The sequence below is a fragment of the Candidatus Pantoea communis genome, from assembly GCF_011752685.1.
Lineage (GTDB): Bacteria > Pseudomonadota > Gammaproteobacteria > Enterobacterales > Enterobacteriaceae > Pantoea > Pantoea communis.
In genome coordinates this window covers 132,134-146,282 of sequence record NZ_VWXC01000002.1, presented here as the reverse complement: position 1 = coordinate 146,282, position 14,149 = coordinate 132,134, and the positions used below count along the sequence as shown (strand labels likewise).

General features: G+C 57.7%; 15 protein-coding genes. 1 reads left to right on the top strand and 14 read right to left on the bottom strand.

Features of this window, described 5'->3' with window-relative positions:
* Positions 1-87: 87 nt before the first annotated feature.
* Positions 88-2,673, top strand: a complete 2,586-nt coding sequence (locus F3J37_RS04735) for an ATP-binding protein (RefSeq protein ID WP_166932166.1) — start codon at positions 88-90, stop codon at positions 2,671-2,673.
* Here the strand turns inward: F3J37_RS04735 and phnE (F3J37_RS04730) are convergent.
* The 14 genes from phnE (F3J37_RS04730) to phnF all read right to left on the bottom strand — a co-directional run bounded on the left by phnE (F3J37_RS04730) (position 2,627) and on the right by phnF (position 13,876).
* Positions 2,627-3,511 (bottom strand): phosphonate ABC transporter, permease protein PhnE, encoded by an 885-nt coding sequence (gene phnE, locus F3J37_RS04730; RefSeq protein WP_160868100.1) that lies wholly within the window; start codon positions 3,509-3,511, stop codon positions 2,627-2,629. The genes F3J37_RS04735 and phnE (F3J37_RS04730) overlap by 47 nt on opposite strands.
* Complete coding sequence (gene phnE, locus F3J37_RS04725) at positions 3,508-4,371, bottom strand: phosphonate ABC transporter, permease protein PhnE (RefSeq protein WP_166932164.1); 864 nt, start codon at positions 4,369-4,371, stop codon at positions 3,508-3,510. The genes phnE (F3J37_RS04730) and phnE (F3J37_RS04725) overlap by 4 nt, the downstream gene beginning before the upstream one ends.
* 80 nt (positions 4,372-4,451) lie before the next feature.
* Complete coding sequence (phnD, locus tag F3J37_RS04720; protein WP_034824564.1) at positions 4,452-5,378, bottom strand: phosphonate ABC transporter substrate-binding protein; 927 nt, start codon at positions 5,376-5,378, stop codon at positions 4,452-4,454.
* A gap of 26 nt (positions 5,379-5,404) precedes the next feature.
* Positions 5,405-6,235 (bottom strand): phosphonate ABC transporter ATP-binding protein, encoded by an 831-nt coding sequence (gene phnC, locus F3J37_RS04715; RefSeq protein WP_034824566.1) that lies wholly within the window; start codon positions 6,233-6,235, stop codon positions 5,405-5,407.
* Between the two features lie 79 nt (positions 6,236-6,314).
* Positions 6,315-7,085, bottom strand: coding sequence for a phosphonate metabolism protein PhnP (phnP, locus tag F3J37_RS04710; RefSeq protein WP_058962103.1), 771 nt, complete (start codon positions 7,083-7,085; stop codon positions 6,315-6,317).
* A complete protein-coding gene (gene phnN, locus F3J37_RS04705; RefSeq protein ID WP_166932162.1) occupies positions 7,082-7,618 on the bottom strand; it encodes a ribose 1,5-bisphosphokinase in 537 nt (178 codons plus the stop codon). The genes phnP and phnN overlap by 4 nt, the downstream gene beginning before the upstream one ends.
* Positions 7,618-8,754 (bottom strand): alpha-D-ribose 1-methylphosphonate 5-triphosphate diphosphatase, encoded by a 1,137-nt coding sequence (gene phnM / locus F3J37_RS04700; protein ID WP_166932160.1) that lies wholly within the window; start codon positions 8,752-8,754, stop codon positions 7,618-7,620. Before phnM ends, phnN begins: the two co-directional genes overlap by 1 nt.
* A complete protein-coding gene (phnL, locus tag F3J37_RS04695) occupies positions 8,751-9,455 on the bottom strand; it encodes a phosphonate C-P lyase system protein PhnL (protein ID WP_034824574.1) in 705 nt (234 codons plus the stop codon). Before phnL ends, phnM begins: the two co-directional genes overlap by 4 nt.
* 18 nt (positions 9,456-9,473) lie before the next feature.
* Positions 9,474-10,235 (bottom strand): phosphonate C-P lyase system protein PhnK, encoded by a 762-nt coding sequence (gene phnK / locus F3J37_RS04690; RefSeq protein ID WP_038646247.1) that lies wholly within the window; start codon positions 10,233-10,235, stop codon positions 9,474-9,476.
* Positions 10,225-11,073, bottom strand: a complete 849-nt coding sequence (locus tag F3J37_RS04685; RefSeq protein WP_058962106.1) for an alpha-D-ribose 1-methylphosphonate 5-phosphate C-P-lyase PhnJ — start codon at positions 11,071-11,073, stop codon at positions 10,225-10,227. The genes phnK and F3J37_RS04685 overlap by 11 nt, the downstream gene beginning before the upstream one ends.
* Positions 11,066-12,142 (bottom strand): carbon-phosphorus lyase complex subunit, encoded by a 1,077-nt coding sequence (locus F3J37_RS04680; protein WP_166932158.1) that lies wholly within the window; start codon positions 12,140-12,142, stop codon positions 11,066-11,068. Before F3J37_RS04680 ends, F3J37_RS04685 begins: the two co-directional genes overlap by 8 nt.
* The gene (gene phnH, locus F3J37_RS04675) at positions 12,142-12,717 is read right to left on the bottom strand and encodes a phosphonate C-P lyase system protein PhnH (RefSeq protein ID WP_166932156.1); all 576 of its coding nucleotides are present in this window, start codon (positions 12,715-12,717) and stop codon (positions 12,142-12,144) included. The genes F3J37_RS04680 and phnH overlap by 1 nt, the downstream gene beginning before the upstream one ends.
* On the bottom strand, positions 12,717-13,163 hold the full coding sequence (phnG, locus tag F3J37_RS04670; protein ID WP_034824584.1) for a phosphonate C-P lyase system protein PhnG: 447 nt from the start codon (positions 13,161-13,163) through the stop codon (positions 12,717-12,719). Before phnG ends, phnH begins: the two co-directional genes overlap by 1 nt.
* Entirely contained in the window at positions 13,160-13,876 is a 717-nt protein-coding gene (gene phnF, locus F3J37_RS04665) for a phosphonate metabolism transcriptional regulator PhnF (RefSeq protein ID WP_166932154.1), read from the bottom strand. The genes phnG and phnF overlap by 4 nt, the downstream gene beginning before the upstream one ends.
* Positions 13,877-14,149 lie beyond the last annotated feature (273 nt).

The window sequence follows — 14,149 nt, the reverse complement described above, 5'->3', positions numbered from 1 at the left end:
AATGTCAGCGGCCATTCATATTTGTCATATTGCGCCCCGGTCACGCTTCTATACTCGCCGGGAGCTGAGAGGTAAGGAGTGACCGCAATGAGTCAGAGTCTGCACTGGCATGCTGGCGCGCGGGGTCGCCTGCTGCTGTTTAACCTGTTAGTGGTGAGTGTCACGCTGGCGGTGAGCCTGGTGGCTATTTTTGGATTTCGCCACGCCGGTCACATTCAGGAGCAGGCACAGGCGCAAACCCTGGCGGATATGAACGGCAGCCTGGCGCTGGCGCGGGATACTGCCAACGTGGCCACCGCCGCCGTACGACTGGCGCAGGTGGTGGGTGCGCTGGAGTATCAAAGCGAGTCGGCTCGTCTGCAGCAGACGCAGCAAGCCTTGCAGCAGTCCTTATCCCTGCTGGCGAACGCGCCATTGGCCGCACAGCAACCCGCGCTGCTGGCGCGCATTCGTGAACGCAGCCAGATGCTGGAACAGAGCATCAATCAGCTGCTGCGTGTTGGCCATCAACGCCACTTACAACGCAACGTGATGTTAAGTGGCCTGTGGCAGGCGCAACTGCTGCTGAATCGCATTGATGTGCTTGCCAGCGACGGCGCTTTTTTGCCGCTGCGCCAGCAAACGGATGCCCTGTTAAAGGTGGCAATCCAGTCCACGGCACCGCAAGCCGCTGAAAAGCAATTACAGCAGGTGCTGCCCATTTGGTCCGCCCTACCGTTACAGGATGCGCTGGCGATGCAGCGTGACCGATTGGTCGACACCACGCGCAGCTTACAACCCATCGCTGATCAGCTTGAGCAGAGCGATATCGCCATTGCCTACGCGACCTATCGCATCAAAGCGCTGGTGGCGATGCTGAATGGCGACATCACTCATTATGTGCAACTGGTGGCGCAGCAGAGCGATGCGCGCAGTACCGCCACGCATCAGGAACTGGACTCCATCATCGGTTTTATTGGTCTGTTTATGCTGCTGGCACTGCTGATCACCGGTTACGCGGGTTACTACATCTATCGCAATCTCGGTTCCAGCCTGACCGCCATCGCCCACGCCATGACGCGTCTGGCACAGGGCGAGAAGAGCGTCAATGTGCCGGGTTTAGCCAGGCGCGATGAGTTAGGCGATCTGGCTCGTGCTTTTAACGTGTTTGCGCGCAATACCGCTTCATTGGCCCACACTTCACGTCTGTTAAAAGAGAAAAGCAATCAGCTGGAATCCACTTTCCTCGCGATGCGCGATGGCTTTGCGCTGTTCGATAACAGTGGGCAACTGGTGGTGTGGAACGCGCAGTACGCCGAGTTACTCGGCATTACGGCACGCGACCTGCATCGCGGCCTGCATTATCAACGTCTGCTAGAGCGAATGGATGTGCAGCTCACCAGCCTGCAGGATGCGCAGGAAGTTCGCCTGCCCGACGGCCGCACGCTGGAACTGCGCTTTAGCCCGGTACCACGCCGTGGCATGGTCAATACCGTGCTGGAGCGCACCACACGTAAGGCGCTGGAAGAAGCGCTGCTGCACAGCCAAAAAATGAAAGCGGTGGGCCAACTCACCGGCGGCATCGCTCATGACTTCAACAACCTGCTGGCCGTGATTATTGGCAGTCTGGCGCTTACCGTGGGCCAGCTCCCCTCTGGTTCGCTAGCCAGTCGGATTGAGCGTGCGCGGCTGGCGGCCGACCGCGCGGCGCAGCTTACCCAGCGGCTGCTGGCCTTCTCACGTAAACAGTCGCTTTATCCGCGTGCGGTATCAGTCATTGAGCTGGTCGATAATCTGCACTCACTGTTACAGCATGCACTGTTGCCCGGTCAGCAATTAGTGGTTGATGCGCAACGCCCCGGCTGGCCCGCGTGGATCGATGCCGGGCAACTGGAAAATGCGCTGATGAATCTGGTGGTCAATGCACGTGATGCCATGGAGAAACAGAGCGGAGAAATTCGCCTGCGCATCTGGAATCAGCGAATGCAGGAAGCGGATGGTAAACGCGATCGCGTAACCATTGAAGTTATCGATCATGGCTGCGGCATGTCAGCCGAGGTGCGAGAACAGGTGTTTGAGCCATTTTTCACCACCAAAGAGACCGGCAGCGGCAGCGGACTGGGGTTGTCGATGGTATATGGATTTGTGCGTCAATCCGGCGGGCAGATCGAGGTGGAAACCGCCCCCGGCCAGGGCACTACTGTGCGGCTGTTGCTGCCGCGCGCACCGGAAGCGGTCCAGCCCGCGCCGACTCTTCCCGAGTTTACGCCGGGTGCCAGCAGTGACCGGCTGGTGTTGGTGCTGGATGATGAACCCGCCGTCAGGCAGACATTGTGTGAGCATCTGCATCAACTCGGCTACCTCACTTTAGAGTGTGGCGATGGCGAATCCGCACTCACGCTGCTGCGGCAGACGCCAGATATTGAGTTGTTGATCAGTGATTTGATGTTACCCGGCGCGTTAAACGGGGCGGATGTGATTCGCCAGGCACAGCAGCAGTGGCCAGAACTGGCCACCCTGCTGATCAGCGGTCAGGATTTGCGCCAGAGCCAGGTCACTTTGCCACTGTGTGAACGGCTGGCAAAACCCTGGCAACAGGCACAGTTAGCGCAGGCGCTGGAGCGCGCCTGGCAACGCAGTGAACGGCTTAATCGCGCACGGCAGGCTGCCACAGCGGCAACGGTTTCCCCGTGATGTAGCGCTTACGCAGTTTGCTGGAGATGACATCCATGATCATCACCACGCCAACCAACAAGATGGTCAGGAACATCACCACATCCCAGTTCCACAGGCGCATGTTCTCGGCATAAACCAGGCCGACGCCCCCTGCGCCAACGAAGCCGAGTACCGCCGCCGAACGGGTATTGGATTCAATCTGGTACAGGCTTAACGCCAGGAAGGTCGGGAAGGATTGGGTAAAGATGCCAAAGCGATGTTTCTGCAGACTATTGGCCCCCACCGCACCTAAACCCCGGCTCGGCGAACGCTCAACCGCTTCATGCCCTTCCGCATACAGTTTGCCCAGTAAGCCCACGTCCTGTACCACAATCGCCAACACACCCGCCAACGGCCCCATGCCAACCGCACGCACAAAGATCAGGCCCCAGATGGCCATATCGACACCGCGCAGGATGTCGAGCAAACGGCGCACCACTAAGGAAATCGGACGGGCAATCGGATCGTGCATCACGTTGCGGGCGGCAAGGAAAGACACCGGCAGCGCAATAATGGAAGCGGTCAGCGTCCCGGCGAAGACAATCGCCAACGTGATGCCAATCTGGGAGAAGTAATAAGCAAACGGCCAGTTGATAAAATCCTGCCAGACAAACATGCGCAGGAAGTAACGGCCCAGCTGCTGGCAACCGATCAGGAACCGGCTCCACTCAATGCCGAAAAATTCAAAGAAGAACAGGTAATAGAGCACCACGGCGAGGGCGACTAAAGCCACGCGGCGCAGATAACGGTTCTGTGCGGCGAACAGTGCAGGGTGTTCCTGCTTCAGCTTTGCCACATCCGGTGCTAATGCGATCATTTGATTTCCCCTTCCACCACGCGACGACGCAACCAGCCGGATACGGTATCCAGCAGCGACACCACCACAATGATCAGCAGCAGTGTGATGCTCACCTGATCGTAGCGATCCAGTTTGATATTGGTCATCAGCTCCTGGCCGATACCGCCCGCCCCCACCAATCCGAGGATGGTGGAAGATCGGAAGTTCACTTCCAGACGCATAAAGCTGTAAGAGAGAAACGTTGGTTTCACCTGCGGCCAGAAGGCGAAGCGCATGCGCTGTAATTTGGTCGCTCCACATGCCGCGAGGCCGCGCACCGGTTTGTCTGAAGCGCTTTCAATCGATTCATAAAACAGTTTGGTCAGGCTGCCCACGGTATGCAGCGCCAGTGCGAGGAAGCCGGGAATCGCCCCAATGCCAAACGCCATCACGAACATCACCGCCCACGCCAGTTCTGGCATGGTGCGCAGGAAAGCGACGAAAGCACGGATCGCGATGCGGACGCTGCGCGGCGTCTGGGTGTTATCAGCAGCGAAAAACGCCAGTACCCCAGCCACCATCACCGCCACAATGGTCGACGACAGCGCCAGCTGCAGGGTTTCCCAGATCAGCGGCAACTGGAAATGCAGACGGTAGCCCCAGTAGGCCAGCGAGCCCTCGGTTTTCCCATCGGAGAACAGCACGGGCAGACGCAACACCGGCACGGTTTCGCCGATGTAATCGAAAAAGTGTGGCAGTGATTGCCAGACGGTGACCAGATTGAATTCCGCCATCTTGCCCGCAGCGAGGTAGAGCGCCACCAACAGCAGCGACCAGAGCACGGTGTCGCGCTTTTGCTGGCGACGAATGCGTTGGTAGTAGTGTTCGAAATCGGTCAAGGGGAATGTCCTGTGGTAGAGGATGGTGCAGATGTGAAAAGGGTCGCCATCACGGGCGACCCTGACGGTCAGACGCGAAATTAACCGCGTGAGCCTTTCATCAGATCACGTTTCATATCAATGATGTTCTGGTAATCGGCAACGGTTGCCGGGCCGATGTGCTGAGCACCGCCCACCGCTTTAACAAAGCAGCTGTGGTCTTCTTTATCCAGCTTCTTGATCGCCGCCACCAGCTTCTGTTTGAAGTCAGCGGGCAAGTTGTTGCTCACCAGGATTGGACCGTTCGGGATCAGCGGGGACTGCCAGATGATGCGGATTTTCTTCATCAGGTCAGGCTGGTCCATGCGCATCATGCGGCCAAAGGCACCAGAGGTATAACCCTTGTCGTAATCGCCGATCATAGAGGTCCAGGTCACTGCGCCTTCGAACTGACCATTCAGCACACCCAGGATGTCCTGCTCATGGCCGCCAGAGAAGGTGACGCTGGAGAAGGTGTTGTTGTACTTGTCGTCAACTGTGCCACCGAACTCTTTCTTGAACGCCTGGTTTGGCATCAGGAAGCCAGAAGTTGAATCCGGATCGGCCATGCCGAAAGATTTACCTTTCAGGTCTTCCAGTTTTTTGTACGGGCTGTCCGCTTTCACGATCACGACTGAGTGGTAACCCTGTGAACCGTCTTTGTCATCTACCACGATGCCGACAACATCAACCGCTTTCGGGTTCTGCAGATAGACGGAAGCGTAAGATGCTGGAGACATGCTCAGCACCATATCAATTTTGTTACCCAGCAGGCCCTGAATCACGCCTGAGTAGTCAGACGAGTTGCGCATTTTGGTATCGACATTCAGCTCTTTGTCGAAGAAATCTTTCACGCACTGGTTATCACCGATCTGCTGAGTGGCGTTCTGTCCACCCAAAATCCCGAGGTTCAATTCTTTTGGTGCATCCGCTGCGTTAACGCCAAAAGTCATTGCAACAGTCAATAAAGCTAAAGAGGTCAGTTTCATTCGTGTTTTTTCTCTTGCCGTGGAAGTTAGTGGAGCTGGTTAATTTCGTCGCCGTATAGCTCATGCAGCAAGCCATCAGTCAACTGAGAAGGATGTCCGTCAAACAGCACTTTGCCGCGCTGAATGCCGATAACACGGGTGCAGTACTGCTTCACCAGTTCAATCGAGTGCAGGTTCACCATCACACTGATGCCCTGCTCGCTCACCTGGCGCAGCACATCCATAATGCGTTTGGTGTTTTTCGGATCGAGCGAAGCCACCGGCTCGTCCGCCAGCAGGATGCGCGGGTTCTGCATCAGCGCACGGCAAATCGCCACGCGCTGCATCTGTCCGCCTGACAGGTTCTCCGCACGCTGCAGCGCCTGCGGCAGCATGTTCATCCACTGCAGCAGCTCAATGGCCTGCGCACGGTCCGCTTCGGAGAACACTTTGAAGAAGGATTTCAGGGTTGAGGTCTGGCTCAGGCGTCCCAGCAGGACGTTGGTCAGTACATCAAGACGAGGCACCAGACAGAAGTCCTGGAAGATCATGCCGCATTCGCTGCGCCATTCGCGCATCTGGCGGCTGTTGAGCGTCACTACATCACGATCCGCTTCACCCTGACGATTGCTGAGAATCGCGCCCTGCGAAGCACTGATGGTGCCGTTCAGCATGTGTAACAGTGTCGATTTGCCTGCGCCTGAGCGACCAATCACGGCCACCAGCTCGCCCGCATGCAGATCGAAGCTGACATTATCCAGTACGCGGTTTTCGCCGTACGCCTTGCACAGTCCCTGCACCGACAGCACCTTGTTGCCTTGCCCGGCGTGCGGAACATAAGGATTGTCGATAACGGTTTTCAGTAATGCCTGTGCCATGTTGCACTCCATCTCGCTGAGGTCTTGATTGCCCGTTATTACGGGCAAATCCGATGAAGTCTTGATGACAGTAAAATGATTAAACAGTGACAGCGTGTGAGGAACCGACCGTGATGGTCTGACCGTCGGTAGCCGCCAGCACATTGTCCGGTAAGCGATTATTGAGTAACCAACTGTCCATCTCATGACTCAGGTGGATAAGCCAGGCCTGGCGCGGCGCCAGCTGTTCAATAATCTGCAATGCGCGCGTCACATCATTATGATTGCGTACGCTTTCTCGCGGCGGGTCATTGCAGTCAATCACCAGCTGATCCAGCGGTTGACCATCAAGAAAATCTGCAGTGTCCGGGGGTAGTCCGCAGGTATCACACAGCCAGGCAAGCCGCGTACCGTGCCAGTCGAACAGGTAGCCATAAGTGAGTTTTGAGTGCTGTAACGGCAGCGGCGTGACCTGCAACGCCCCGAAACTGTGAGGCACAAAAGGCGTTAACGCAGAACGGAAATCCAGCAGGCCCGGATGCTTAAACAGGTCATCACAGCCCTTCTCATCCGGTGGCGCCCACACCGGAATCGGTTCACCCAATCCCCAACGCAGGCTAAAGAGTCCCGCTACATGATCCATATGAAAATGGGTCAGTAAAATGCGGCTCAACTCGCCAGGGCGGAACCGCTGATGCAGATCGTGGCGTCCGGCATCCAGCAAAATACGTTCGCTGCCGGTGTCAATCAGCGCACTGGTGGCGGCACGTGCGCGTCTCGGTTCAAGGCGGGCGCGTTCACAGGCGTGACAATCACAGCCAAACAGCGGTGCAGATTGCACGCCACCGGTTCCGAGAAAAGTGAGGTTCATGGCGGATGCTCCAGCAGTTGACGCAGTGTGTCGAGCGTGTCGCTCAGTGCGCCATCGTTATTGAGCGGATGGCAGTGCGCAGGCAGCGGTTCTGCCGCACGCACCAGCCGTTTACCGATTTCGGCTTCACTTTCACGTCCGCGCTGCCGTAAACGCATTTCCAGCACCGCCGGAGAGACTTGCAGCACCAGCGGCAACAGTTGTGCCCCGTAATGCTGCTCAACAATCGGCAAATGCAGACGTGAACCATTGACCAATACATTCAACCCGCGCGCCAGCCAGTGATCGATCTCTTCTCCCAGACCGTAATACAGGCCGTGTGCCTGCCAGCTGATGGCAAACAATCCCAGTGCCTGACGCCGCCGAAACTCCGCCTCGCTCAGCGCCACATGGTTTTCGCCCCCGGCATCGGCCGGACGCGTAATGTAGCGATGGGCGATAACCAGGTTATCCGGCGGCGCTTCGCGTAGCGCATTCAACAGACTGTCTTTACCCGAGCCCGAAGGCCCGGTTAGCCAGATCAGGCGCGCCATCAGAACACCAGCCTGCCCTGCGACCAGACGTGGCGAATGTGAGGATGCCCATGTTCGGTATGCGCCAGCACCAGATCGGCACGCATGCCTTCGCCAATCACTCCGCGATCGTGCAAGCCAATAGCGCGAGCCGGATTACGTGTCACCAGCGCGGCGGTTTGGGGCAACGTCAGGCTGTTGCGTTCATCCGCCACTAAGCGGAACACCGCGTCCAGCAGGCTCGCCGGGTAGTAGTCGGATGACAAAATATCCAGCAGGCCATGGCTGGCCAACTCCCAGGCTGCCACGTTGCCGGAATGCGAGCCGCCGCGTACGATATTCGGCGCGCCCATCAACACCTGCATACCGCATTCCCGCGAGGCGCGTGCGGCCTCCAGCGTGGTGGGGAATTCAGCAATGGTGCTGCCTACATCGTGTGATTCGGCAACGTGTGCCGCTGTGGCATCATCATGGCTGGCAATCGGAATGCCGCGCGAACGGCACAGGCCGGAAATGGCGTTGCGGTTCGGGGTGGAGAACTCGGCGGCCAGCGCCAGTTGCTCACGCTCGAACTGATCCATCTGCTCATCATTGAGCGAATATTTGCCCTGATAGTAAGTGCGATACATCTCCAGCGAAGCGTACTGACGCTGGCCTGGCGAATGATCCATCAGCGACACCAGCGACAGCTCCGGCGTACTCATCAGCTTTTCGAACAGCGGCAGCGTGGTGTTATGGGGCAACTCACAGCGCAGGTGCAGATGGTGATCGACACGGTTAATGCCTTTGCGGTTACTGTCCTGAATCGCGTTGATCATCTTGCTCAGGTTCTCAATGCGATGACCGCCGTCGCGCACATCGCCGACACCAATGGCATCCAGCACCGTGGTAATGCCGCTGGCGACCATTAGCGCATCGTGGCTACTCATCGCTGAGTGTGCCGGCCAGTCCACTTTCGGACGCGGCGTGAAGAACTTATCGAGGTTATCGGTGTGCAACTCGACCAGACCTGGCAGCAGGAAGGCGTTTTCGCCATCGAGTGCGCCCGCTAATTGGCTGGTACTGTCACTGAAACTGGCAATGCGACCCTCACGGATTTCCAGCGAACCGGTGACAACTTCATGTTCCAGCACCAAACGGACGTTATTGACGATCATGCTTCTGCTCCTGTTTTAACCGGCTGCATGACGTGCAGGCGATCGGCCACGCGTGCGCGCACCGCTTCGTCATGGAAAATACCCACAATGGCGGCACCACGGGTGCGCGCCTGTTCAATCAATTCCACCACCGCTGCGCTGTTGGCACTGTCGAGGGAAGCGGTAGGTTCATCCAGCAGCAGCACTGGATAGTCGGCGATAAAACCACGCGCGATGTTGACGCGCTGCTGTTCACCACCGGAGAAAGTGGATGGCGCGAGTGACCATAAACGCTCCGGCACATTGAGGCGCGTCAGCAGCTCTTTGGCACGTTTCTCACAGAAAGCACGCTCCACACCGCGCTCTAACAGCGGTTGCATTACGATCTCCAGCGTCGGGACGCGAGGGATCACCCGCAGGAACTGGCTGACCCAGCCAACGGTTTCGCGGCGAATCGCCAGTATCTGGCGCGCGGGAGCCTGTGCCATATCGATCCACTCACCCTGATGTTGCAGCCAGATATGACCGCTGTTGGCCTGATAGTTGCCGTATAGCGCGCGCAGTAAGGTGGATTTTCCGCTGCCGGAGCGACCGTGCAGCACCACGCACTCACCGGCGCACACTTCAAGATTGGCATCCTGCAGCACCGGCAGCTCGGCGCTGCTCTGGTTGTGCAGCACAAAGGTTTTGCTGAGTTTCTCTACGCGCAATAAAGGTTGCATGTTGATGTCCTGATGAAGTTAAGCCAGCACCGATGAAACCAGCAGTTGGGTGTAGGGATGGTGCGGATCGTCCAGCACCCGATCGGTCAGACCGCTCTCCACCACTTTGCCCTGCTTCATCACCAACAGACGGTGCGCCAGCAAGCGCGCCACGCCGAGATCGTGCGTGACAATCACCACCGCCAGATTGAGTTCACGAACCAGGGTACGCAGCAGATCCAGCAGTCGCGCCTGCACGGATACATCCAGTCCGCCGGTCGGCTCATCCATAAACACCAGCGTGGGCTGGGTCACCAGGTTGCGGGCAATCTGCAAACGCTGCTGCATACCGCCGGAGAAGGTGGTCGGCAAATCGTCAATGCGGTTGGCGGGGATTTCGACGTCCTGCAACCAGCGCATCGCCTCTTTACGGATATCGCCGTAATGGCGCTGGCCGACGGCCATCAAGCGCTCACCAATGTTGCCGCCTGCCGTGACCTGCGGACGCAATCCATCCAATGGATGCTGATGCACCACGCCCCACTCCGTGCGCAATAAGCGGCGGCGATCGCTTTCACTTAGCTGATAGAGATCCTGAGCGCGATAGAGAATGTTGCCCTGCTGTGGCGCTAAACGCGCCGACAGGCTGCGCAGCAGCGTGGTTTTGCCGGAACCAGACTCACCCACAATGCCCAAGACTTCCCCTGGATAGAGTTCAAAGCTGACGTCTTCAAAACCTTTGCCTGGCGCATAGAGGTGCGTCAGATTGTTGACCGCAAGCAGCGGCTGTTCACTGTGCATGTTGTTGTTCCTGCTGCTGGTGGCAAAAATCGGTATCGGAGCAGACAAACATGCGCGTACCGGCATCATCCATCACCACCTCATCAAGGTAGCTGTGGCGTGAACCGCACAGGGCACAGGGTTCATCCCAGCTTTGTACGGTGAATGGGTGGTCGTCGAAGTCGAGGCTTTCCACTTTGGTGTACGGCGGCAGCGCGTAGATGCGTTTTTCACGGCCAGCACCAAACAGCTGCAGTGCGGGCATCATGTGCATCTTCGGGTTGTCGAATTTCGGAATCGGCGAAGGGTCCATCACGTAGCGATCGTTGACCTTGACCGGATAGGCATAGGTGGTGGCGATATGGCCGTAGCGGGCGATATCTTCATACAGTTTGACCTGCATGATGCCGTACTCTTCCAGTGCGTGCATGGTGCGAGTTTCCGTTTCGCGTGGTTCGATAAAGCGCAGCGGCTCAGGAATCGGCACCTGGAAAATCAGCACCTGATCTTCCTGCAGCGGCGTCTCCGGAATACGGTGGCGCGTCTGGATCAGCGTGGCGTCTTTGGTGGCTTCAGTAGTGGCGGCCCCGCTGACGCGCTGGAAGAAACGACGGATGGATACGGCGTTGGTGGTGTCATCCGCGCCCTGGTCAATCACCTTCAGCACGTCGCTGTCGCCAATGATGCTGGCGGTGATCTGGATCCCGCCGGTGCCCCAGCCGTAAGGCATCGGCATTTCACGTCCGGCAAACGGCACCTGATAACCTGGAATCGCTACCGCTTTGAGGATCGCGCGACGGATAGTGCGCTTGGTCTGCTCATCCAGATAGCCGTTGTTATAGCCGGTTAACTCACTCATCGTTTTGCTCCTGAACCTGTTCACGCAGCCGTTTCAGCAACTCCAGCTCCGCCTGGAAATCGACGTAATGCGGCAGTTTTAGATGCGAAACAAAGCCCGCCGCTTCCACGTTGTCGGCATGCGACAGCACAAACTCTTCGTCCTGCGCCGGACCGGCAATACGTTCATCGTAATCGGGTGCTTGCAGGGCACGATCCACCAGCGCCATCGCCATCGCTTTACGCTCTGAGCGCCCAAACACCAGGCCGTAACCACGGGTGAAGTGCGGCGCACCCTCAGTTTGCGTGGTGAAGCCGTTAACCATTTCACACTCGGTCAGCAGGATTTCACCGATATCAATCTCAAAGCCCAGTTCTTCCGGGCAGATCGATACGCTGAGATAGCCGGTGCGGATTTCGCCAGCAAACGGATGGTTACGCCCGTAGCCACGCTGGGTGGAGTAACCGAGTGCCAGCAGAAAACCTTCATCGCCGCGCACCAGCTGTTGCAAACGGGCCGCGCGCGTCGCTGGATAACCGGGCGGCTCGCGGGTGATATCGCACGGCTCGCTGCCATCATCCTCTTCACGCGCCGCCAGACCTTCTTTGGTCATCATGCTGAACACGTGCGGACAGCGCTCAGGCAGTGCCTGATCGTCACGCGGTGCCGCCGGGGTTTCACCATTCGCCAGCAGAGTGAAATCGAGCAGACGGTGGCTGTAATCGTAAGTGGGGCCGAGTACCTGACCGCCCGGCAAATCCTTGTAGACCGCCGAAATACGACGTTCGATGCGCATCTCGTCGGTTTCCAGCGCCAGGCTATCAGCCAGACGTGGCAAGGTGGTGCTATAGGCGCGCAGCAGGAAGATGGCTTCCACCAAATCGCCGCTGGCTTGTTTAATCGCTAAGGCCGCGAGCTGGGGATCGTAAATGCCGCCTTCGGTCATCACGCGATCCACTGCTAATCCCAACTGTTGCGCGACCTGATCGCAACCCAGTTCCGCCACGTCACGGTCGCCACGGCGCAGATCGGCCTGAAGCTCATGGGCGCTGGCTATCGCCTTCTCGCCCCCTTTCACCGCAACGTACATCAGCACACCTCCACGTCAGTGGTGCGTGGCAAGGCCATCATCGCTTCACCGCAGGTGAAAATCAGATCCACGCCCAGTGGGAACGGATGCGGACGCTCGCGCAGATAAGTCAGAATCGCTTCCGGCAACTGTGGCGCGATGGCGCGTGATTCACGCAGGCCAGGGCCGGACAGGCGCAGGGTTAAACCCCCATTCAGGGAAGGCACTTCAATGATCAGCGTGGTGCTTTTTTCCGGTGACATATTGTCGCCCGGCGCGAACTGCGCAGGATCCGGATTTGACGCTGCATGGGTTAAGGCAAACGGTGCATGGCGCTCTTCCACAATCGGCACACCGGTGTGGAAACGCAGGTTGTTACGCACGATTTCGCTGTCTACACGGCTATCCAGCCACAGCACACTCTCCTGATCCACCAGCGTCAGCAGTACCGCCGTCGCGGCAGGAGACAAATCGCCCCAGCCCTGTTCCAGCGGCAGTGAGACCATGACGCCTGGCTCGCTCATGGCTTTCAGGATGCGACGAAAAGCACGCTGTGAATCGGCAACCGGATGGTTAAAACTGGCCAGTAATGTCATTAGTTATCTCCGCGTACCAGCGTAAAGAAGTCCACTTTAGAGCTGGCGATTTCACGTGCACGCAGCTGACGCTGCTCTTCACGCAAGGCCGCCAGCGGGGCAATTAATTTTTCCTGCAACAGCGCATGGGTTTCTGGCTGTTGCAGCAGCGCATCAATCACGGCGCAGCGTTCGGCATGGGCTTTATCGCGGCCCAGCACATAGCTGAAGCCAAGGGTGCCATCGTGCAGTTTCACTACGGCACGCGTGACCGTGGCATCGCCCATCACGAAGCGTTTGCCGCTACCGCCCATGCGCGCCTGCAAACGGGTTAAACCGGTTTCGGCGGGACGAATCGCTTCAAATTGTGCATTGAGGTGCAGCGACTGCCAGTGGGCATTTAGCTGGCTGGCTTCGCTGTGCGCGAGTACCGATAGCCAATGCTGGCGAGCGGTTTGCTGTTTCATTCATGCTCCAGAGTCAGTTCAATCATGTCGCCACGCGTCAGGCTGACGGAGTATTCCGCTACCTGACCGTCACGGTGCTTATTCAGGGTGCGCACGCACAGCAGCGGTGACTGCAGGGCAATCTCCAGCTGTTTACACTCTTTAGCCTGGGCGCGGCGGGTGCTGATTCGGGTTTGCGAACGGGTTAAATCGAGGCCGAGATGTTGCTGCATAAAGTCGTGCAGCGAGCCATTCTGGAACTGCTGTATCGTTGGCCACCAGCTCAGTTCCGGCAGGAAGTGATTGATGACACACACTGGCACACCATTGACGCGGCGCAGCGTGCGCAGATGAATCACGTTGTCGCCTTCATTAATGGCCAGCGCACTGGCCACATCACTGCTGGCGGGACGCAATACCGCCAGTAACCGCTCACTGGTGGGGTGGCTGCCCTGCTCCAGCAGGTTTTGGCTAAAGCGCGCCTGCGCATGCAAGGGGTAATCATACGGACGCATCAACACCAGGATGCCGACGCCGTGACGGCGTTGCAGCAGCCCTTTATTCACCAGTTCATCCACCGCGCGGCGCAACGTATGGCGGTTGACTTCATAGTGGTCGGCTAACTGCTGTTCGGAAGGCAGATAGTCACCGCAGCGATAACGCTCTTGCAGTGCCTGCTCCAGTTGGGCGGCGACCGCCTGGTAAACAGTGGTCGGATGTCTGGATATCTCCATCACGTTCAATACCTCATTCGCTATGGTTGAGGAACGCAGCGACAAGTGCTGCGAGATGGCGACTACAGTGCGCGAGCCAGATGACAGCGCCGTGACGACTCAATGACGTGAGGATGAATTTGCTTTAGGGCAGCAGGATCGAAGCGAAACGGCTGCGGTTTTAATAAAAAATTTTTAACTGTTGCCTTTGTGACAGTGTTCAAAAAATTATCGCTTATTTTCACCGCTTTATCGCTTTCCTTACTGGGTGCAGCTTGCGTAAAGTCTGCTAAC

What these genes read in the sequence shown, in the direction of transcription:
- F3J37_RS04685 (WP_058962106.1), bottom strand. Translation starts at nt 11,073, where the DNA reads ATGAGTGAGTTAACCGGCTATAACAACGGCTATCTGGATGAGCAGACC.
- phnP (WP_058962103.1), bottom strand. Translation starts at nt 7,085, where the DNA reads ATGAACCTCACTTTTCTCGGAACCGGTGGCGTGCAATCTGCACCGCTG.
- phnC (WP_034824566.1), bottom strand. Translation starts at nt 6,235, where the DNA reads ATGGCACAGGCATTACTGAAAACCGTTATCGACAATCCTTATGTTCCG.
- phnE (WP_160868100.1), bottom strand. Translation starts at nt 3,511, where the DNA reads ATGATCGCATTAGCACCGGATGTGGCAAAGCTGAAGCAGGAACACCCT.
- phnD (WP_034824564.1), bottom strand. Translation starts at nt 5,378, where the DNA reads ATGAAACTGACCTCTTTAGCTTTATTGACTGTTGCAATGACTTTTGGC.
- phnM (WP_166932160.1), bottom strand. Translation starts at nt 8,754, where the DNA reads ATGATCGTCAATAACGTCCGTTTGGTGCTGGAACATGAAGTTGTCACC.
- F3J37_RS04680 (WP_166932158.1), bottom strand. Translation starts at nt 12,142, where the DNA reads ATGTACGTTGCGGTGAAAGGGGGCGAGAAGGCGATAGCCAGCGCCCAT.
- phnN (WP_166932162.1), bottom strand. Translation starts at nt 7,618, where the DNA reads ATGGCGCGCCTGATCTGGCTAACCGGGCCTTCGGGCTCGGGTAAAGAC.
- phnG (WP_034824584.1), bottom strand. Translation starts at nt 13,163, where the DNA reads ATGAAACAGCAAACCGCTCGCCAGCATTGGCTATCGGTACTCGCGCAC.
- F3J37_RS04735 (WP_166932166.1), top strand. Translation starts at nt 88, where the DNA reads ATGAGTCAGAGTCTGCACTGGCATGCTGGCGCGCGGGGTCGCCTGCTG.
- phnL (WP_034824574.1), bottom strand. Translation starts at nt 9,455, where the DNA reads ATGCAACCTTTATTGCGCGTAGAGAAACTCAGCAAAACCTTTGTGCTG.
- phnK (WP_038646247.1), bottom strand. Translation starts at nt 10,235, where the DNA reads ATGCACAGTGAACAGCCGCTGCTTGCGGTCAACAATCTGACGCACCTC.
- phnF (WP_166932154.1), bottom strand. Translation starts at nt 13,876, where the DNA reads ATGGAGATATCCAGACATCCGACCACTGTTTACCAGGCGGTCGCCGCC.
- phnH (WP_166932156.1), bottom strand. Translation starts at nt 12,717, where the DNA reads ATGACATTACTGGCCAGTTTTAACCATCCGGTTGCCGATTCACAGCGT.